Source organism: Streptomyces lienomycini (assembly GCF_027947595.1).
Classification (GTDB): domain Bacteria; phylum Actinomycetota; class Actinomycetes; order Streptomycetales; family Streptomycetaceae; genus Streptomyces; species Streptomyces lienomycini.
This window is the reverse complement of record NZ_CP116257.1, coordinates 2,222,655-2,242,243: the sequence shown is the minus strand read 5'-3', so window position 1 is coordinate 2,242,243 and position 19,589 is coordinate 2,222,655. Positions and strand designations below refer to the sequence as shown.

21 protein-coding genes are annotated in these 19,589 nt (G+C 73.4%); 13 read left to right on the top strand and 8 right to left on the bottom strand.

Features of this window, described 5'->3' with window-relative positions; genetic code table 11:
• Both BJ961_RS10190 and BJ961_RS10185 read left to right on the top strand, forming a co-directional pair.
• Positions 1-360, top strand: coding sequence for a DUF742 domain-containing protein (locus tag BJ961_RS10190; protein WP_271321001.1), 360 nt, complete (start codon positions 1-3; stop codon positions 358-360).
• Complete coding sequence (locus BJ961_RS10185) at positions 347-967, top strand: GTP-binding protein (RefSeq protein WP_271321000.1); 621 nt, start codon at positions 347-349, stop codon at positions 965-967. Before BJ961_RS10190 ends, BJ961_RS10185 begins: the two co-directional genes overlap by 14 nt.
• A gap of 26 nt (positions 968-993) precedes the next feature.
• Here the strand turns inward: BJ961_RS10185 and BJ961_RS10180 are convergent, their stop codons facing one another.
• The 4 genes from BJ961_RS10180 to BJ961_RS10165 form a co-directional block, all read right to left on the bottom strand.
• The gene (locus BJ961_RS10180) at positions 994-1,956 is read right to left on the bottom strand and encodes an ABC transporter substrate-binding protein (protein WP_271320999.1); all 963 of its coding nucleotides are present in this window, start codon (positions 1,954-1,956) and stop codon (positions 994-996) included.
• Positions 1,957-2,030: 74 nt separating this feature from the next.
• Positions 2,031-2,696, bottom strand: a complete 666-nt coding sequence (locus BJ961_RS10175) for an ABC transporter permease (protein ID WP_271320998.1) — start codon at positions 2,694-2,696, stop codon at positions 2,031-2,033.
• A complete protein-coding gene (locus BJ961_RS10170) occupies positions 2,693-3,394 on the bottom strand; it encodes an ABC transporter permease (protein WP_271320997.1) in 702 nt (233 codons plus the stop codon). The genes BJ961_RS10175 and BJ961_RS10170 overlap by 4 nt, the downstream gene beginning before the upstream one ends.
• Complete coding sequence (locus BJ961_RS10165; protein WP_271320996.1) at positions 3,391-4,542, bottom strand: ABC transporter ATP-binding protein; 1,152 nt, start codon at positions 4,540-4,542, stop codon at positions 3,391-3,393. Before BJ961_RS10165 ends, BJ961_RS10170 begins: the two co-directional genes overlap by 4 nt.
• Positions 4,543-4,738: 196 nt before the next feature.
• Between BJ961_RS10165 and BJ961_RS10160 the strand changes: the two genes are divergently transcribed.
• Together BJ961_RS10160 and BJ961_RS10155 are read left to right on the top strand one after the other, a co-directional pair.
• Positions 4,739-5,455, top strand: a complete 717-nt coding sequence (locus tag BJ961_RS10160; RefSeq protein ID WP_271320995.1) for a response regulator transcription factor — start codon at positions 4,739-4,741, stop codon at positions 5,453-5,455.
• Positions 5,452-6,891 (top strand): sensor histidine kinase, encoded by a 1,440-nt coding sequence (locus BJ961_RS10155; protein ID WP_271320994.1) that lies wholly within the window; start codon positions 5,452-5,454, stop codon positions 6,889-6,891. Before BJ961_RS10160 ends, BJ961_RS10155 begins: the two co-directional genes overlap by 4 nt.
• Before the next feature lie 54 nt (positions 6,892-6,945).
• Here the strand turns inward: BJ961_RS10155 and msrB are convergent, their stop codons facing one another.
• From msrB to BJ961_RS10135, 4 genes are all read right to left on the bottom strand, one after another.
• Entirely contained in the window at positions 6,946-7,353 is a 408-nt protein-coding gene (msrB, locus tag BJ961_RS10150; RefSeq protein ID WP_271320993.1) for a peptide-methionine (R)-S-oxide reductase MsrB, read from the bottom strand.
• Between the two features lie 14 nt (positions 7,354-7,367).
• Positions 7,368-8,765 carry a UDP-N-acetylmuramate--L-alanine ligase gene (gene murC, locus BJ961_RS10145; protein ID WP_271320992.1) on the bottom strand — a complete coding sequence of 466 codons (1,398 nt, stop codon included), beginning with the start codon at positions 8,763-8,765 and terminating at the stop codon, positions 7,368-7,370.
• A 61-nt stretch (positions 8,766-8,826) separates the two neighbouring features.
• Positions 8,827-9,300 carry an indole-3-glycerol phosphate synthase gene (locus tag BJ961_RS10140; RefSeq protein ID WP_271320991.1) on the bottom strand — a complete coding sequence of 158 codons (474 nt, stop codon included), beginning with the start codon at positions 9,298-9,300 and terminating at the stop codon, positions 8,827-8,829.
• Between the two features lie 124 nt (positions 9,301-9,424).
• Positions 9,425-10,306 carry a pyrimidine reductase family protein gene (locus tag BJ961_RS10135; RefSeq protein WP_271320990.1) on the bottom strand — a complete coding sequence of 294 codons (882 nt, stop codon included), beginning with the start codon at positions 10,304-10,306 and terminating at the stop codon, positions 9,425-9,427.
• Between the two features lie 245 nt (positions 10,307-10,551).
• Between BJ961_RS10135 and zapE the strand changes: the two genes are divergently transcribed.
• The 9 genes from zapE (at position 10,552) to BJ961_RS10090 (ending at position 19,589) form a co-directional block, all read left to right on the top strand.
• Complete coding sequence (zapE, locus tag BJ961_RS10130) at positions 10,552-11,664, top strand: cell division protein ZapE (protein WP_271320989.1); 1,113 nt, start codon at positions 10,552-10,554, stop codon at positions 11,662-11,664.
• Between the two features lie 190 nt (positions 11,665-11,854).
• Positions 11,855-12,280, top strand: coding sequence for a hypothetical protein (locus BJ961_RS10125; protein WP_271320988.1), 426 nt, complete (start codon positions 11,855-11,857; stop codon positions 12,278-12,280).
• A gap of 86 nt (positions 12,281-12,366) precedes the next feature.
• The gene (locus BJ961_RS10120) at positions 12,367-12,948 is read left to right on the top strand and encodes a carbonic anhydrase (RefSeq protein WP_271320987.1); all 582 of its coding nucleotides are present in this window, start codon (positions 12,367-12,369) and stop codon (positions 12,946-12,948) included.
• Between the two features lie 8 nt (positions 12,949-12,956).
• The gene (locus tag BJ961_RS10115; protein ID WP_271320986.1) at positions 12,957-14,447 is read left to right on the top strand and encodes a SulP family inorganic anion transporter; all 1,491 of its coding nucleotides are present in this window, start codon (positions 12,957-12,959) and stop codon (positions 14,445-14,447) included.
• Between the two features lie 173 nt (positions 14,448-14,620).
• Complete coding sequence (locus tag BJ961_RS10110) at positions 14,621-15,988, top strand: PhoX family protein (protein ID WP_271320985.1); 1,368 nt, start codon at positions 14,621-14,623, stop codon at positions 15,986-15,988.
• 75 nt (positions 15,989-16,063) lie between these two features.
• On the top strand, positions 16,064-17,587 hold the full coding sequence (locus tag BJ961_RS10105) for an FAD-dependent oxidoreductase (protein WP_271320984.1): 1,524 nt from the start codon (positions 16,064-16,066) through the stop codon (positions 17,585-17,587).
• Positions 17,588-17,676: 89 nt separating this feature from the next.
• Positions 17,677-18,555, top strand: coding sequence for a polysaccharide deacetylase family protein (locus BJ961_RS10100; RefSeq protein WP_271320983.1), 879 nt, complete (start codon positions 17,677-17,679; stop codon positions 18,553-18,555).
• Positions 18,556-18,573: 18 nt separating this feature from the next.
• Positions 18,574-18,768 (top strand): hypothetical protein, encoded by a 195-nt coding sequence (locus BJ961_RS10095; RefSeq protein WP_271320982.1) that lies wholly within the window; start codon positions 18,574-18,576, stop codon positions 18,766-18,768.
• Positions 18,769-18,842: 74 nt separating this feature from the next.
• Positions 18,843-19,589, top strand: coding sequence for a peptidyl-tRNA hydrolase (locus tag BJ961_RS10090; protein ID WP_271320981.1), 747 nt, complete (start codon positions 18,843-18,845; stop codon positions 19,587-19,589).

Genomic DNA, 19,589 nt, shown 5'->3' with positions numbered 1-19,589 from the left:
GTGACCGGAGGCGACGCGGGGGGCCGGCTCGTGCGGCCGTTCACCCTGACCGGCGGCCGGACCCGGCCCAGCCGCGCCGACTTCACCCTCATCACGACGGTGACCGCCCTCGACCCGCAGCCGGCCCGGGCGGCGCGTCCGCAGCCGGAGCACCTGCGGATCCTGCGGCTGTGCGCCGAGCCGGTCGCCGTGGCGGAGGTCGCGGCCCGTCTCGACCTGCCGGTGAGCGTGGTCGTCATCCTGCTCTCGGACCTGCTGGAGGCCGGCCGGATCACCGCCCGGCCGCCGCACGTCGTCTCCCGCGCCGCCGGGGACCTGGACCTGCTGCAGAAAGTGAGGGACGGCCTTGGCCGGCTCTGAGCGCGTCGCCGAGACGCCCACGGCACCCGCCCGCCCGACCGCGACCGACGCGCCCGAGGCGGTGAAGATCCTGATCGCGGGCGGTTTCGGCGTCGGCAAGACCACCATGGTCGGGTCGGTCAGCGAGATCGCCCCGCTGCGCACCGAGGAGCCGCTGACCGCGGCGGGCCTGGACGTCGACGACCTCGCGGGCATCGAGGAGAAGCGGGCCACGACCGTCGCCCTGGACTTCGGCCGGATCACCATCGGCCGGGACCTGGTGCTGTACCTCTTCGGTACGCCCGGTCAGCAGCGGTTCTGGTTCATGTGGAACGACCTGGCGATCGGGGCGCTCGGCGCGGTGGTCCTGGTCGACGTGCGCAGGCCCGAGTCGAGCTTCGCCGCGATCGACTTCTTCGAGCGGCGGGGCATCCCCTTCGTCGTCGGCGTCAACGGGTTCCACGGACGCCATCCGTACCCGGCGGCGGAGATCCGGGAGGCCCTCGCACTGCCGGAGCACGTGCAGGTGCTGCTGTGCGACGTACGGGAGCGGACGTCCAGCCGGGACGTCCTCGTCGCCCTGATCGACCAGCTGATCGACGCCGCGGCCGGGGCCGCGGCGTCGTAGCGGCAGTACCCGCGGGACGAGACCCGTCAGACGAGACCCGCCGACTTCAGCCACTCCTTGGCCACGTCCAGCGGGTCCTTCTTGTCCAGCTGGACCCGGGCGTCCAGGTCGAGGAGCGTCTTGGTGTCCAGCTTGGCGGAGACCGCGTCGAGCGCGGCCACGCCCTCCTTGGACAGCCCGTCCTTGGTGACCAGCGGGGTCACGTTCGCGTGGCCGAAGAGGTTCTCCGGGTCTTTCAGGACGACGAACTTCTCCTTGATGATGGCCGGGTCGGTGGTGAAGACGTCGGCCGCCTGCACGTCGTTCTTGGTCAGCGCCGACTGGGTCAGCGGGCCGCCCGCGTCGAGCGCCTTGAAGGACTTGAACTTCAGGCCGTACACGGACTCCAGGCCCTTGAGTCCCTGCTGCCGGGTCTGGAACTCGGGTGACCCGCCGATCACCAGGTCCGGTGCGGCGTCCTTGAGGTCGGCGAGGGTCGACTCGGCGGTGAGCCCGTACTTCTTCGCGGTCTCGGCGTTGACGCTCACCGAGTCCTTGTTCTCGGCCGGCGACGACTCCAGCAGCGTCAGCTTCTTGTCGAGCTTGGCCTTCGCGGCCTCGTTCACCGCCTCGACGGACTTCTGCTCGGCCTCGGGGTCGAGGTAGGCGAGCAGCGAACCGTTGTACTCGGGCAGCACCGTGACGGAGCCGTTCTTCATCAGGCCGTACGTCGTCTCGCGGCTTCCTATGTTGTGCTTGTAGGAGACCTTGAGGCCCTTGGCCTTGAGCGCCTCGCCGTAGATGTCGGCGAGCAGGGTGGACTCGGCGAAGTTGTTCGAGCCGACGACGACGGTGCCCGCCTCCGCCTTGTCGCCCGCCAACGGGTTGTCGGAGGTGTCGTCGGAGTCGGAGGAACAGCCCGCGAGCAGCGCCGCCGCGGCGATGAGCGCGACGGCCGTCGCGCCGGTGTGCCTGGTCCTGGACCTGCTGCTCTGCGCGGTGGAAGTCATCCGTCGATCCAAACGAGCCACTCGCCGGTCAGTCAAGAACGGCCTGGTTACGGTTTCCCCGCCGCCGTGCGCCGTCAACGCCTGCGCACCCCCGGCGACACCGCGAACCGTCCCGCCGCCCAGAAGAGTGTGAGGGTGACGAGGGCGAGGGCGGCCACCAGCGTGGCGCCGCCGACCACCTTCTCGTAGTCGCGCTGGTAGAGGCCGTCGATGATGTAGCGGCCGATGCCGCCGAGGCTGACGTACGCGGCGATGGTCGCCGTCGAGACGACCTGGATGGCGGCCGAGCGCAGTCCGCTGAGGACCAGCGGGAGGGCGACGGGCAGTTCGACGCGGAAGAGGATGCTCGACTCGCGCATGCCCATGCCCCGCGCGGCGTCCACCGGGGAGGGGTCGACGGAGCGGACCGCCTCGTAGGTGGTCACCAGGATCGGCGGGATCGCGAGCACGACCAGCGGGACCATCACGGGCAGCAGGCCGATGCCGACGGCCACGGCGATCAGCACCAGCAGGCCGAAGCTGGGCAGGGCGCGGGCGGCGGTGGCGACGAAGGCGACGGCGTTGCCGCCGCGCCCGGTGTGCCCGGTCAGCAGCCCGGCGGGCAGCCCGATCGCGGCGGCGAGGCCGAGGGCCATCAGGGTGTACTGGACGTGTTCGACCAGGCGTCGGGGGATGCCGTCGTAGCCGTGCCAGTGGGCGCCGTCGCCGAAGAAGGCGTTGACGAAGTGGAGGACGTTCACCGGGCCGCCGCCTCCTGCGGTTCGGGCCGCGCGGCGGCCGCCTTCGGGCGTTGCCGCCTGCCCCGCGGCATCCACGGGGTCAGCAGGTTGCGGACCAGGACGAGGGCCGCGTCGCACAGGATCGCCAGTACGGCGGTGGTGAGGACGGAGTTCACCGCCAGTTCCGGCCGCCCGTACTTCTGGGCGTCGGCGAGCAGGTTGCCGAGGGCGCCCTGGTTGCCGATGAGGGCGCCGACGCTGACCAGGGAGATGCTCGCCGACACGGCCACCCTCAGCCCGGCGAGGATCGCGGGCACGGCGATCGGCAACTGGACCTGGAGGTAGCGCCGGACGGGGCCGAAGCCCATGGCGGTGGAAGCGGCCAGCGTCTCCTCGGGCACCGACCGGACCCCGTCGACGATCGCCGGGACGAGCACCACCAGGCTGTACACGGCCAGCGGGATCATCACGGTCAGCTCGGTCTGGCCGGTGTAGTCGATGAGGACCACGAAGACGGCCAGCGACGGGATGGCGTAGAACACGGTGGTCACGCCGAGCACGGGCGGGTACAGCCAGCGGAAGCGGACGCAGAGCTGGGCGACGGGCAGCGCGGCGAGCAGACCGGCGAGGACCGGCAGCAGCGCTTCGCGCAGGTGCAGCCCGATCAGGCCGAAGTAGGTGTTGTCCAGGTCGCTCGGGATGTCGAAGAAGCCGTTCACGGGGCGACCTTGGTGACGTCGGCGGACTCCTCGGCCGGCGCGTCGCCGGTGGCCCCCGCACCGTGGGCGGCGCGGATCGCCTCGCCGATGGTCTGCTGGGAGACGACGCCGGTGACCCGGCCGTCGGTGTCCACGGCGACGGCCCAGCCGGTGGGCGAGAGGACGGCGCAGTCGAGGGCGGCCCGCAGCGAGTCGGTGCCGGGCACGAACGGCCGCCCGTAGGGCAGCAGTCGCCCGGCCGCCGGGCCCCCGGCGGCGAGGTCTCCCGGCTCGGCCCAGCCCAGCGGCCTGCCCTCCGCGTCGGTCACCAGCAGGTGCGGGGCGTCGACCGCGGCCAGTTGCTCGGCGCCGGCGTCGGCGCGCACGACCGGGCCGGTGGTCAGCTCCAGGGCGCCGGAGGGGAAGAAGGAGAGGCGCCGGATGCCGCGGTCGGCGCCGAGGAAGTCCTCGACGAACTCGTCCGCGGGGTCGGACAGCAGCTCGGCGGGCGGTGCGAACTGGGCGAGCCGGCCGCCGGTGCGCATCACCGCGACCATGGTGCCCAGTTTGATGGCCTCGTCGATGTCGTGGGTGACGAAGACGATGGTCTTGCCCAGCTCGTCCTGGAGGCGCAGGAGTTCGTCCTGCAGCCCCTTGCGGACCACGGGGTCGACGGCGGAGAACGGCTCGTCCATGAGCAGCACCGGCGGGTCGGCGGCCAGCGCCCGGGCCACGCCGACGCGCTGCTGCTGGCCGCCGGAGAGCTGGTACGGGTAGCGCTTGCCGAGGGCGGCGTCGAGCCCCACGCGCTCCATCAGCTCCGCGGCCCGCTCGCGGGACTTCTGCTTGCCCCAGCCGGTCATGCGGGGCACGGTGGCGATGTTGTCGAGGATCGTCCGGTGCTGGAAGAGCCCGGCGTTCTGGATGACGTAGCCCATCGACCGGCGCAGGGTGGTGACGGGCTGCCGCTGGAGGTCCTCGCCGTCGAGCAGGATCGTTCCCTCAGTGGGTTCGACCATTCTGTTGATCATCCGCAGGGTGGTCGTCTTGCCGCAGCCCGAGGGGCCGACCAGGACCGTGATCGAGCGGTCGGGTATCTCCAGCGACAGCCGGTCGACCGCGACGGTGCCGTCCGGGTACCGCTTGGTGACTGATTCCATCCGTATCAAAACGCCGAATGCCCTTCGGGTCTGGCAGAAGCTGCCCGCTCCGGCCGCGGTCGGTGGGGCCGTCGCCGGTCGAGTGTAGACGGCTGTGCCGCCTCGGCCCGCTGCTCCGGGGCGACTCCTTCCCGCTGTTCGGACGTTCACACCGGAAACCTTCCCGGCCTGTCGGTCCCGCGGGGCGGTGGCGCAGTATGGGCGGGTGGACAAAGTGCGACTGCTCGTGGTGGACGACGACCCGCCCATCGCCGATCTCGTGGCCACCGTCGCCCGTTACGAGGGCTGGGAGGCGGTCACCGCGCACTCCGGTGAGCAGGCGCTGCGGCTGGCCGTCCGGTTCCGGCCGGACATCGTGGTGCTCGACGTGATGCTGCCGGACGTCGACGGCTTCGGGGTCCTGGACCGGCTGCGCGGTGCGGGCACGACGGTGCCGGTGGTGTTCCTCACCGCCCGCGACGGGGTGGCCGACCGGGTGGCGGGGCTGACCCGGGGCGGCGACGACTACCTGGTCAAGCCGTTCGCGGTGGAGGAGTTGATGGCCCGGCTGCGCACCGTGCTGCGGCGCGGCACCGGGCCGCTCCCGCGGCGGTCGGTGCTGCGGGTGGCGGACCTGGCGATGGACGAGGACACCCGTGAGGTGCGCCGCGGCGAGCGGCGGCTGTCGCTGACGCCGACCGAGTACGAGGTGCTGCGCTACCTGATGCGCAAGTCGCCGGCCGTGCTGACGAAGGCCCAGATCCTGGACCACGTGTGGGAGTACGGCTTCGGCGGCCGGTCCAACGTCGTGGAACTGGTCGTGAGCCGGCTGCGCCGCAAGCTGGAGCACGCGAGCGGCATGGACGGCGCGGACGGCGCGGGTGAGCCGCTGATCCGGACGGTGCGGGGCTTCGGCTACGCGATCCGGCAGGCGGCCGGGTGATACGCCGGTGGTGGCACGCCTACCGCGGGCTGCGGCTCGGCACCCGGCTGGCGCTGGGGCTGGGGGTGCTGGCGCTGGTGGTGTTCGCCGTGGTGGGCACGGTGCTGACCGCGTACATGCGGGACTACCTGGAGCGGCAGCTCGCCGACCAGATGAAGCTGGTGCAGGTGGTGCAGTCCAAGGACGCGGCGGCGCACGGCACGGTGGAACGCAAGCCCTACTACGGCTGGTACACGGCGGTGTACGACGTGTCCGGCGGCTCGGCGGACCTGCGCACGCCCGCCGAGGTGCCGGCCGACAGCCGGGCGCTGACCGACCTGGCGCGGACCATGGCCCGCTCGGGCGAGGACCTCACCCGCACCGTGCGGATCGACGGGCACGGCCCGTACCTGCTGCGGGCCTGCGCGGTCGGGCCCGGGGTGGTGCTGGTCAGCGCGGCACCCCTGGGCGATGTGGAGGACACGGTGCGGCAGCTGATCACGGTGCAGGTCGTCGCCTTCGGGCTCGCGCTGCTCGCGCTGGTGGTGTTCGGGCGGCGGATGCTGCGGCGGGGACTGGAACCGCTGAGCGACATGGCGAGCACGGCACACGGCATCGCCTCGCACGACCTGACCGAGTCGGCCGCGCGGCTGCCGCTGCGGGCCGACGGCCGGGACGGCGGCAGGGAGGTGGCGGAGCTGCGGACCGCGTTCAACACGATGCTGGAGCACATCGACGCGTCGCTGGCGGTGCGGGCGCGCGCCGAGCAGCGGCTGCGCCGGTTCGTCGCGGACGCCTCGCACGAGCTGCGCACCCCGCTGATGTCCGTACGGGGCTACGCCGACCTCTTCCAGTACGCGGCGGCCAACGCCCCCGAGGAGCGGGAGCGGCACCTGGCCCGGCTGCGTGCGGAGGCGGCGCGGATGGGGACCCTGCTGGACGATCTGCTGCTGCTCGCCCGGCTGGACGCGGACGAGGTGGAGGCGCCGCTGCGGTGGCGGGAGGCGGACCTGACGGAGCTGGTGCGGCAGGCGGCCGACGCCTTCCGCGCCGGTCGGCCGGACCATCCGCTGACGGTGACGGTGACGCCCGGGCCGGCGGGGGTGCGGCTGCGCCTGGATCCGCAGCGGATCCGGCAGGTGCTGGACAACCTCCTCACCAACGCGGCCGTGCACACGCCGCCCGGCACCGAGGTCGCCGTCACGGTGACCGTCACGGCCGAGGCGGCCCGGGTGTCGGTCGCCGACACCGGTCCCGGTGTGCCGGTGGCCGACCGGGACCGGATCTTCGACCGCTTCTACCGCGTCGACAAGGCCCGCAGCCGCGACCGGGGCGGCAGCGGCCTGGGCCTGGCCGTCGCCGCCTCACTGGTGCGGGCGCACGGCGGCACGATCGCTCTGGGCGGCGAACCGGGGGCGACGGTGTTCACCGTGACGCTCCCGGCCGCCCGTCGCTGACCCGGCCCGTCGCCGGCCCGGCCCGGCCCGTCGCCGGCCCGGCCCGTCGCCGGCTCAGCCCGCCGTCGGCTCCAACCGCAGCGAGATGCTGTTGATGCAGTACCGCTGGTCGGTCGGGGTCGCATACCCCTCGCCCTCGAACACGTGCCCGAGGTGCGAGCCGCAGCGGGCGCAGCGCACCTCGGTGCGGACCATGCCGTGGGTGCGGTCCTCGATCAGCTCGACCGCGTCGGTGTCCTTCGGGTCGAAGAAGGACGGCCAGCCGCAGTGCGACTCGAACTTGGTGGTGGAGGTGAACAGCTCCGCGCCGCAGGCCCGGCAGGAGTAGACGCCCTCGGTCTTGGTGTCGGTGTACTCACCGGTGAAGGCGGGCTCCGTGGCGGCCTCGCGCAGGACGGCGTACTCGGCCGGGGCCAGCTCCGCCCGCCACTGCTCGTCCGGCTTCTCGACGTCGTACGACATGAGTTCTCAGCCCCTTACTTCGCCTTGCTCGACAGCTCGTCCAGGATGCGCGGTCCGAGGTCGGTGACGTCGCCCGCGCCCATGGTGAGAACGAGATCACCGGCCTTCGCCATTCCCGCGACCACCGCGGGAGCCTCCTGCTTGTCGTGGACCGGCGTGACGTCGGCGCCGGCCGCCCGGGCCGCCTCGACGATCAGGTCGCTGGTGATGCCCGGGATCGGGTCCTCGCGGGCCGGGTAGATGTCGAGGACGGCCGAGGCGTCCGCGAGGTTCAGCGCCTGGCCCATCTCCTTGCCCAGCTCCTGGGTGCGGGAGAAGAGGTGCGGCTGGAAGAGGACCAGGATGCGGGCGTCGCCGACGGCGGCGCGCATGGCCTCCAGGTCGGCGGTCATCTCGGTGGGGTGGTGCGCGTAGGAGTCGACGACCTGGACGCCGGCCGCCTCGCCCTTGAGCTGGAGGCGCCGCTTGACGCCGGTGTACGCGGCCAGCGCGGGGGCCAGCTCGGCGGCGGGGACACCGAGGGCGGCGCCCGCGGCGAGGGCGGCGACGGCGTTGTGGGCGTAGTGGCGGCCGGGGACGGAGACGGCGAAGGTCAGCTCGGCCCCGTCCATGACGACGGTGACCTCGCTCCTGAGGCCCTGCGGGACGACGGACAGGATGCGCACGTCGGCGTCCTCGGACTCCCCGTACGTCACCGTCCGCACCCGGCCGGCCAGCCGCCGGGTCAGCTCCCGGGCCCCCTCGTGGTCGGCGGCGATCACCAGGGTTCCGCCGGGCACGATCTTGTCGGCGAAGGTCTCGAAGGACTCGTAGATCTCGTCCATCGACGCGTAGTTGGCGTGGTGGTCCAGCTCGACGTTGAGGACGATGGCGACCTCGGGGGCGTACGTGTGGAAGCTGCGGTCGCTTTCGTCCGCCTCGGCGACGAAGATCTCCCCGTCGCCGTGGAGGGCGTTGGAGCCCGGCGCGTCGAGGTCGCCGCCGATCGCGTACGACGGGTTCAGGCCCAGCTCGGACAGGGAGACCGCCAGCATCGAGGTGGTGGTGGTCTTGCCGTGCGTGCCGGCCACCGCGATCGGACGCAGGCCGTTCATCAGGGCGGCCAGGGCGTCGGAGCGGTGCACGACCGGGATGCCCCGTTCGGCGGCGCGGACCAGCTCCGGGTTGTCCTCGCGGATGGCCGAGGAGACGACCACACAGCTCGCGTCGTCGGCGAGGTGGTCCGCCGCGTGCCCGATGTGCACGGTGGCGCCCAGGGCGCGCAGTGCCTGGGCGGTCGCGGACTCCTTGGCGTCGCTGCCCGCCACGGCGGCACCGCGCTGGGCGAGGATCTTGGCGATGCCCGACATCCCGGCGCCGCCGATGCCGATGAAGTGCGGTCGGTCCATGGCGGTAGGAAGGCCGGGTGCCATGCGCTGTTCTCCCAGGGGTCTGTTGGTGGACGCGCCCCCTCGGCGGGGGCGCGGCACCAGCCTATGCCTTGCTGTGGGAGAAGAGTTTCAGGACCGGTACGCCGACCTTGTGCCGGGCCCGGGAGGCCCAGTCCCGGTGGAAGAACTCCTCCACGTAGTGGGGGTCGGTCAGGACGATCACCTCGTCGGCGCCGATCTCCATGGCCAGGGCCTTCAGCTCGTCCAGCGGGTGGTCCTCGATCAGCCGCCCCTCGGCCTGGGCACCGGACGCGCGCAGGGCGGTGAGGGACACCTCCAGGGCCCGCTCCCCGACGCTCTGCGCGTCCTGCCCCTCCGGGGTCTCCCCCTCCCGTACGGCGTCGTCGAGCTCGCCGAGCGCGACGTCGTCGATGGCCCGCAGCAGCCGGTCGGCCTGATCGCCGCGCGGCTGGAGCAGCACGTGGAAGGCGACCTCCTCGTCCCCGTGCAAAGTGGTGACGAACTCCACGTCGGCGGACGTCAGGGCCTTCTCGATCATCAAAACGCTTGTGAACACCAGGCGCCCCTTCTCCTTACGAGGACCCGTGGGCCCACCCTCCGTAGGCCGTACCGGACCCTGCGGAAACCATCCTGCCCCGTGATCGCACAGGTACTGCCGGAATCAGTGTGCCCGGCGCGGACTAAACGGAACGGGAGATTCCATCGATTCCCGGACGGTCCTCCGCACGCCGGTACCGGCCGAAGAGGAAACCTTCCTCCTCCAGCAGGGACGCCAGTGCGAACCGGCGCGGCACCTCGACCGCCGGTCCGCCCGCGATCCGCTGCGCGTCCCCGGCGGTCAGCATCGGCGAGACGGTCAGGCACAGCTCGTCGAGCACCCCGGCGGCGACGAACTGCCCCAGCAGCCGCGGACCACCCTCGGTCAGCAGCCGGGTGTGGCCGAGCGCGGCGAGCGCCCGCAGGGCGCGGGCGGGGTCCACGCCCACCCCGTCACCGGCGATCACCACCCGGGCGCCGGCCTTCTCGGCGGCCGCGATCCGGTCCGGGGCCGCGGCGGCCCCGGTCAGGAGCAGGGTGGGCACGAGGGGGGAGGTGAACAGCGGCAGGGAGAAGTCCAGCTCGAGGCTGGCGCTGACCACCGCGACCGCGGGCACGGGGCCCTGGCCCGCAGCCCGCCGCGCGTCCGCGAAGTCCGCCCGCGCCCGGGCCGGGCGGTACCCCTCCTGCCGCACGGTCTCGGCGCCGGCGATCACCACGTCCGCGAGGGCGCGCAGGGTGCCGAAGATCCGCATGTCGGCCGCGCTGGAGATGGGCTGGGAGCGGCCGTCGTGCTGGGCGGCGCCGTCGAGGGTGGAGACCATGTTGGCCCGCAGCCACGTCTCCCGCCGCCCGTCCGGCTCGGGATAGGCGTAGGCGGCGGCCAGCTCGGCCAGGCTCCACTCCCGGTCGGTCCCGTCCGCCCCGCCTGTCGTACCCGTCACGCCTGTCGCGCCCGTCACGTCTGTCGCGCCGGTCACGCCTGTCGCGCCCGTCACGTCTGTCGTGCCCGTCACGTCTGTCATGCCCGTCACGTCTGTCGCGCCTGCTCCGCCCGTCGCGCCCGTGCCGTCGCGGCCGCCCGGGCCGGCGGTCCGATCGGTCACAGGAGTGGCGGGGGGCACGGGGTACAGGCGTCGCATGCGGTGCAGTGTTCCACGCGTGCGGGCCGCGCACACCACGCCGGTCACCGGCCCGGTCCGGGGTGGTCACCGCCCCCTCCGGCGCCGGGACGGCGAGGCCCCCGGGAGAGGCTCTACCATTGACGATCGTGTCGTCCTCCTCCTCCGCCTCCGGTCCCGCCCCGATATCCGGGACGGCTCCGGCCGCGCTCTCGCTGTGCGCCCGCGAGCCCCACGTCCCGGCGGACCGCCTGGTCGCCGAGATGGTGCCCCCGCCGCGCTTCGACTCGGTCCGCTTCGGTACGTACATCCCGGACCCGGGCCAGCCCAGCCAGAGCGAGGCCGTACGGGTGCTGGAGGGCTTCGCGGCCGGACTGGGCGAGGCTCCCGGCACGGCGGGCGGCAGGCGCGGCTTCCTCGGGTTCGGCCGCGGCAGGACGCCGAAGACCCCGGCCGGACCCCGCGGCGTGTACCTCGACGGCGGCTACGGCGTCGGCAAGACCCACCTGCTGGCCTCCCTGTGGCACGCCACCCCCGCCGACCCCTCCCGCAAGGCCTTCGGCACCTTCGTGGAGCTGACCAACCTCGTCGGCGCCCTCGGCTTCCAGCAGACCGTGCGGACCCTCTCCGGGCACCGCCTCCTGTGCATCGACGAGTTCGAGCTCGACGACCCGGGCGACACCGTCCTCGTCTCCAGCCTGCTCGCCCGGCTCGTGGAGGCGGGCGTCGCGCTCGCCGCGACCTCCAACACGCTGCCCGGCAAGCTGGGCGAGGGCCGCTTCGCGGCGGTGGACTTCCTGCGCGAGATCCAGGGCCTGTCCGCGCACTTCCGCGCCCTGCGCATCGACGGCGAGGACTACCGCCACCGCGGTCTGCCGAAGGCCCCGGCGCCGTACTCCGACGCGCAGGTGACCCGCGCGGCGCAGGCCACCGAGGGTGCCTCCCTGGACGACTTCGCCGCCCTCCTCGACCACCTCGCCCGCGTCCACCCGAGCCGCTACGGCGCCCTGACCGACGACCTCGCGGCCGTGTGCCTCACCGGGGTGCGTCCGGTGCCGGACCAGTCGACGGCGCTGCGGCTCGTGGTGCTCGCGGACCGGCTCTACGACCGCGAGGTGCCCGTCCTGGCCTCCGGGCTGCCCTTCGACCGGCTCTTCAGCGAGGAGATGCTGAAGGGCGGGTACCGCAAGAAGTACTTCCGGGCGATCTCCCGGCTCACCGCGCTGGCCCGGGACGCGGCGCGACTCGTCGAGACCGCCTGAGTCCAAAACGGCCCGTTCCCGCCAACCCACCCGCGATTTTCAGGCGCACTTCCGCCCGTAACGCTGCGTTAACCCTGCAAAGCTCTTTGCAGGGTTAACGTGTTTCTTGACCGCGCATTGACCTTTCGTTGACCATGCGTTGGGCATGCCATGTCGGCGCACCGACCCTGCACCGACAGACAGTTGAGGCGTGAACCGCCTGGAGGGGGGCCACATGATCCCGCGCACCGCCGCGCGGACGCGGGTTCCGCTTCTCGCCGCCGTCCTGGTGGCCCTCCAGTTCTTCGCTCCGTCGGCATCCTTCGCATTCGCGCATACGAGCCGTGATGTCGTGGCCAACGCCCAGCCCGGAGTCGTCCTCTCGGGCCCGGCGTCGCACGAGGAGCGCGTCGCGTGCCACGACTCGGGCAGGTCCGGGAACGCCCACGGTCCCGCGCGCCTTCGCGACCGGCACCGCACCGCCTCCGCACCCCGGCCCGAGCCGGCCGAACGCCCGCTCCCGCACCGGAACACGTCGGCCGCGGAGGCGCCCGCGGCGTCCGGCACGGAGCCCGGTCACCGGTCCAGACCGCCGACGGACCACTCCCCGGCGGCACTTCAGGTCTTCCGCTGCTGACGGGCGGCCGGCACATCCCCCACCTCTGTACCTCTGTCCCACCCGTCCGACGCGCCCCCACCGCGCGCCAGGAGGAAACCAGCATCATGCAACCCCTCATCGACCACGCCCGTACGTTCGGCCGGCGCCCTGAGGAGTTCGCCGGGCACGCCGAGGGCCAGTCGCCCGAAGTCCTGTTCGTCACCTGCTCCGACTCCCGGGTCGTACCGGCCCTGATCACGGGCGCCCGGCCCGGCCAGCTCTTCGAGCTGCGCACCGCCGGCAACATCGTCCCGCCGCACGACGCCGAGCACCCCTCCGGCGAGGCGGCCACCGTCGAGTACGCCGTCCAGGTCCTCGGCGTCACCGACATCGTGGTCTGCGGTCACTCGCACTGCGGCGCCGTCGGCGCGCTGGTGCGCGGCGACGACCTCACCGCCGTGCCCGCCGTGCGCGACTGGCTGGCGCACGCGGCCGACGAGCCGGGACCGTGCGACCCCGCCGACCCCGCGGTCGCCGACGCCGTACGCCACCACGTACTGGCGCAGCTGCTGCGCCTGCGCTCCTACCCCTGCGTCGAACGGCGGCTGGCGGAGGGCCGGCTGCGGACGCACGGCTGGTACTACGAGGTCCACACCGGCCTCGTGCGCCAGTACCGCGCGGACACCGACACGTTCGAAACCCTGTGAGCGCCGGCATGGCCTCCATATCCGACCGGGGCCGGAGGTTCCCGCACTGGCGCCATGACCTCACCGCCTCGCTCGTCGTGTTCCTGGTCGCGCTCCCGCTGTGCGTGGGCGTGGCCGTCGCCTCCGGCGTCCCCGCCGAACTCGGCCTGGTCACCGGCATCGTGGGCGGCCTGGTCACCGGGTTCCTGCCGGGCAGCAGCCTCCAGGTCTCCGGTCCGGCCGCCGGTCTGACCGTGCTGGTCTTCGGCGCGGTCGACCAGTACGGACTGCCCGCGCTCGGTGTGATCGTGCTCGCCGCGGGCATCGTCCAGCTCGTGATGGGCGCCCTGAAGCTGGGGCGCTGGTTCCGGGCGATCTCCCTCTCCGTCGTCGAGGGCATGCTGGCCGGCATCGGCCTGGTGCTCATCGCCGGTCAGCTCTACTCGGCCGCCGGTCTGGAGGCGCCCGCCTCCGGCATCGACAAGCTCACCGGCCTGCCCGGGGCCGCCGCCGACGCGCTGGGCAGCACCGAGGCGCTCGTCTCGCTCGCCCTCGGCGCGGGCACCGTCGCCGTGCTGGTGCTGTGGAAGCGGCTGCCGGAGCGGGCCCGGACGCTGCCCGGCGCGCTGGCCGCGGTCGCGTCGGCCACGGCGGTCACCGCGGCGCTGGGTCTGCCGGTCGCCACGGTCGAGGTCAACGGTCTGCTGGACTCCCTCCAGCCGCCCGGCGCCGACGCGTTCGGCGAGCTGGCGAACGCGGGCTTCCTCGGCACGATCGTCGCCTTCACCCTGATCGCCTCGGCGGAGAGCCTGTTCAGCGCCGCCGCGGTGGACCGGCTGCACGACGGGCCGCGCACCCAGTACGACAAGGAGCTGATGGCGCAGGGCGCGGGCAACACGGTGTGCGGGGTGCTCGGCGCGCTGCCGATGACCGCGGTCATCGTGCGCAGCTCCGCCAATGTCGGCGCGGGCGCGCGGACCAAGGCGTCCCGGGTGCTGCACGGCGTGTGGCTGCTGCTGTTCGCGGCGCTGCTGCCGTCCGCGCTGGCCCTGATCCCGCTGCCCGCGCTGGCGGGCATCCTGGTCCACGCGGGCTGGAAGCTGATCCCGTTCCGCGGGCTCGTGTCGCTGTGGCGCGGGCACCGGGGCGAGGCGCTGATCCTGGTGGTCACGGCCGTCTCGATCGTCGCGGTGAACATGTTCGAGGGCGTGCTGATCGGTCTGGCCCTGTCCGTGGTCAAGACGGCCTGGGAGGCCTCGCACCTGAGGCTGGAGGTCGTCGACAAGGGCGCCGGGCCCGTCCAGGCCCACCTGACCGGCAACGCGACCTTCCTGCGGCTGCCGAAGATGCTGGAGAGCCTGGAGGCGCTGCCGCAGGACCGCCCCGTCGAGCTGGACCTGTCGGGGCTGCACCACCTGGACCACGCCTGCCGCACGGCCCTGGAGAACTGGGCCGAGCGGCACAGCGCCGCCGGCACCGACCCGGTGAAGGTCACGGAACCGGAGAAGGCGGCGGTGTAGCGCACCGACCCCGTCCGGCACTTCCCCGCGCGCCCCCGCGGGGAGGTGCCGGGCGGCTCCCCCGGCCACCCGGCCGAGGCGTGACACGAGCGACACGCGTGGTTCCCGGGACTCCTGGCAGGTGATAGACACAGCGGGGTCACAGTCCTGTCCGCCAGCAGGAAGGTTTCCCCATGTCCGCAACCCGACGCGAGGTGCTCGCCCGTACCGGAGCCCTGGGCGCAGGCATCGCCTTCACCGGCGCCCTCTCGGAACTCTTCGCCGGTACCGCCGCCGCCCAGTCCCTGGGCCACACCGGCTACGGCGCCCTCGTCCCCGACCCCGACGGCCTGCTCGACCTGCCCCGGGGCTTCCACTACCGGGTGCTGTCCCGCGAGGGCGACGACCTGCGCTCCGGCGAGGGCAGGGTGCCCTCCAACCACGACGGCATGTCGGCCTTCCCGGGCAGACACGGCCGCACCCACCTCGTCCGCAACCACGAGAACCGCGCCGACGGCCGGGTCCCGGTCCCGACGGTCAAGGGCCTGACGTACGACCCGGAGGGCAAGGGCGGCTGTACGGCGCTGGAGCTGGACTCCCGCAACCACGTCCTGTCCGAGCGGGTCGCCGTCGCCGGTACGGCCGTCAACTGCGCGGGCGGGCCCACGCCCTGGCACACGTGGCTGACCTGCGAGGAGACCGAGGACCGGGCCGGTACCAACGGCTACACCAAGGACCACGGCTTCATCTTCGAGGTCGACCCGGTCGAACCGCACCGCACGGGCGCGGTGCCGCTGACCGCCATGGGCCGCTTCCAGCACGAGGCGATCGCCGTGGACCCGCGGCGGGGCGTCGTCTACGAGACGGAGGACGCCTTCGAGCGGCCGTTCGGCCTCTTCTACCGGTTCCTGCCCGAGAAGCCGCTGGGCGGCCGGGGCTCGTTGCGGGCGGGCGGCAGGCTCCAGGCGATGCGCGTGCCCGGGGTGCCCGACCTGTCCTCGATCCAGGAGACGGGCGCCACCTTCGACCGTATCGAGTGGGTGGACGTCCCCGACCCGCTGGCCGACGGGACACCGATCCGCTTCCAGGACTTCGGCCGGGGCGGCATCACCCACGCGCAGAAGCTGGAGGGCTGCTACTGGGGCGGACGGAGCGTGTACTTCGTGTCGTCCTTCGCCCACAGCGACGAGGGATCGGCCGCCGACCACTACGGGCAGATCTGGCGCTACGACCCCGAGCGGCGCCGGCTCACCCTGGTGATCGTCTTCGGCCCGGACACCGACGTCCAGCTGCCGGGCGAGTCCCCGGACAACATCTGCCTCGCCCCCAGCGGCGGCCTCATGGTCTGCGAGGACGGCAACGGCGCCCAGCACGTCTTCGGCGTCACCCGGCGCGGCGAGGTGTACGCCATGGCCCGCGGCGCCCAGAACATCGGCACCGAGGAGGAGCCCGAGTGGGGTGAGTTCGCCGGCGTCACCTTCTCCCCCGACGGCGACACGATGTACGTCAACTGCTACACGCCCGGCACCACCTTCGCGGTGACGGGTCCCTGGCGCAGGTAGCGGCGGCGGCACGGCGGCGTCCACGGGGCGCACGGTCCGGCCACTGAAGCGGCGGCCCCGGGGTACTCGGGCCGCATGACTCAGAACGTGCAGGTCAACGGCTCGTACTGGCTTCAGACGGCACCGGGCGGTGCGCCCCGTCCCGCGCTCGCGGAGGACCTCGACGTCGATGTCGCCGTGATCGGTGCAGGGGTCGCGGGGCTCAGCACCGCCTGGGAGCTGGCGCGGGCCGGGCGCGGTGTCGCGGTCCTGGAGGCCGGGCGGGTCGCCGCCGGCGTCACCGGGTACACCAGCGCCAAGCTGACCGCGCAGCACACCCTGGTCTACGACAAGCTGCGCCGCACCCGGGGCCCGGAGGGCGCCCGGCTGTACGCCCGCTCGCAGTCCGAGGCGATCGAGCGTGCCGCCGGGATCGTCGCCGAGCTGGGCATCGACTGCGACTGGGAGACGCGCGACGCGTACACCTACGTCCGGGACCCGGGCCGCGTGGAGGAGCTGCGCGCCGAGGCGGCCGCGGCGAAGGAGGCGGGGCTGCCCGCGTCGTTCGTGACGGAGACCGGGCTGCCGTTCCCGGTGGCGGGGGCCGTGAAGGTGACCGGCCAGGCCCAGTTCCACCCCGTCAAGTACCTGCTGGCCCTCGCCGCGGATCTGGAGGCGCGCGGCGGGCGGATCTTCGAGGACACCACCGTCCAGGGCCTGGACGAGGGCGAGCCCTGCCGGGTGAGGACGGAGGCCGGGGCGACGGTCACCGCCCGGGACGTCGTGGTCGCCACGCACTACCCGGTCTTCGACCGCGCCCTGCTCTTCGCCCGCCTCTCCCCGCGCCGCGAACTGGTCGTCGCTGGGACCGTCGACGCCGACCGCGACGTCGACGGCATGTACATCACGCCGGAGGAGAACACCCGCTCGGTGCGCACGGCGCCCCTGACCGACCCGGGCCGCCGGCTGCTGATCGTCACCGGCGAGCACTTCACGCCGGGCACGGGCGACACCCGGGAGCGCTTCGAGACCCTGGCCGCCTGGGCGGACGAGCACTTCCCCGGTGCCGACCGCACCCACGCCTGGGCCACGCAGGACATCGACCCCACCGACACCGTGCCGATGGTCGGCCCGCTGCACCAGGGTGCCCGTCACGCGTACGTCGCCACCGGCTTCGGCGGCTGGGGTCTGAGCGGCGGCATGATGGCGGGCCGGCTGCTCACCGCGCAGATCAGCGGCGAGGAGTGCGCGTGGAGCGGACTGTACGACCCGCGGCGGCTGCGCACGGCGGTGCGGGAGGCGCCGGCGCTGCTCAGGACGCAGGCCGAGGTGGCCCGGCACTTCGTCGGCGACCGGCTGCGGTCCGCCCCTCCGGTGGAGGCGCTGCCGCCGGGCGAGGGCGCGGTGGTCCGGGCGGGCGGCGACCGGGTCGCGGTCTACCGGGACGAGGAGGGCGCGCTGCACGCGGTCTCCCCGCGCTGCACCCACCTGGGCTGCCTCGTCGACTTCAACGCGGCCGAACGCGCCTGGGAGTGCCCCTGCCACGGCTCCCGCTTCGACACGGACGGCAAGGTCGTCGAGGGCCCGGCGACGAAGCCGCTGGAGCAGCGGGACATCTGACACCGGTACGTGGGCCGGGCGGGTGACGGGGGCGGCACGTCACCCCTGATAGTCATACAAACCGAACATCTCACTCCTATGTTCGTGCGGTGATCACTCTCCGACGACTACGACGCGCGACCGCGCTCTGTGTCCTGGGCGCCGCACTGGCCGGCTGCGGAACCACCGAGGCAGGGCGTCAGGCCCCCCGCCCCGCGCCCTCGGCCCCCGCCGCCCCGTCCCCCTCCCGGACGCCCACGCTCGCCCCCGGCCCGGGGGGCCTCACCCCCGTCTTCGAACACGGCCCCCGCACAGACCGCGACAAGGCCGGGGCACCGGACGGCAAGCTGGTCGCCCTCACCTTCGACGCCGACATGACCGCCGACCAGGGGCCGCGGGCGGCGGCGGGCGAACACTTCGACAACCCCCGGCTGATCGCGACCCTGCGGAAGCTGAAGGTGCCCGCCACGGTGTTCATGACCGGCCGCTGGGCCGAGGAGTATCCGGACGAGGCCCGTTCCATCGGCCGCGACCCGCGCTTCGAGATCGCCAACCACTCCTACAGCCACTACGCCTACACCGACGACTGCTACGGCCTGCCCACCGTCTCCGAGGACCGGATGCGGTCGGACCTGGAGCGCGCGTACACGGCGTTCGAGAAGGCCGGGGTGGCGAACCCGATGCCGTACTTCCGCTTCCCCGGCGGCTGTTACGACAAGGCGGCGCTCAAGGAACTGGCCGCCACCGGCGTCACCGCCGTGCAGTGGGACGTGGTGAGCGGGGACGCGTTCGCCACGGACGCCGACGCGGTGACCCGGCAGGTCCTCGACGGGGTGCGGCCCGGTTCGGTCGTCGTCATGCACTGCACGCGCAGCGCCGCCCCGGTGACCGAGGAGGTGGTGCGGGCGGTGGTGCCCGAGCTGCGCCGCCAGGGGTACCGCTTCGTGAAGGTCTCCGAGCTGATCGGCGCCGCGAACACGCACCGCTGACGGGCCTACCCTGGAGGCATGAGCGACGACGACCGGGGTTCGGACGACTACTGCCTGATCGACGCGGTCCGGCCTCCCGGGGCCGCCGGACCGCCGTACGCCGACTGCGTCCTGTGCCGGGAGCCGACGGAGTACCCGGAGTCGTACAAGGGCATCACCCTCTGCCCGGTCTGCGAGTGGCAGGAGGCCCAGCGCACGGCCTGCTCGGGCTGACCTGCGCGGGCCGAGCGCGGTCGGTCGCGGCGGCGGCGAGCGGGGCCCGGCGCCGGGTTGGCAGACTGTAGGGCGTGAGCAACGATCCGACGACGCCCGTCCCCGCCCCCGTCTCCGCCCCCGACAGCCCCTTCCGTCCCGAGCCCGGCGACCGCGACCTCGCGCCGCAGTTCGTCCTGCCGCTGGTCGTACGCATCGAGCGGGCGGCGCCCCCGCCCCGTACCGACGCGCTGGAGACCGCGGCCCGGGCGGTGCTGGTGATGCTCGCCGACGAGCGGTCGGCCGGGGACGGCGAGTGGGCGCGGGCGATGCGGGACTGGCAGGACGCGCGGATCCGCAAGGTCGTGCGGCGGGCGCGCGGCGCCGAGTGGCGGCGGGCCGGGGCGCTGCCCGGCGTCACGGTCACCGGCAGGACCGCCGAGGTGCGGGTCTTCCCGCCGGTCCCGCTGGACGGCTGGCCGAAGGACCTGGCCCGCCTCCAGGTCTCCGGCACCGACCTCGCCGACCCCGAACCCCCGCTCGACGCGGACCCGTCGGCGCCGGTGCTGTGGCTGAACCCCGGCCTGGACATGTCGGCGGGCAAGGCGATGGCCCAGGCGGGCCACGGTGCGCAGCTCGCCTGGTGGGAGCTGTCGGGAGCCGAGCGGGCGGCGTGGCGCGACGCGGGGTTCCCGCTGTCGGTGCGCACCGCGGACCCCGCCCGCTGGGACGGCCTCACCACCGGCGGCCTGCCCGTGGTGCGCGACGCCGGGTTCACGGAGATCGCGCCGGGCTCCTGCACGGTGGTGGCGGACCACCCCGCGCTCGCCCGTATTGAGTGA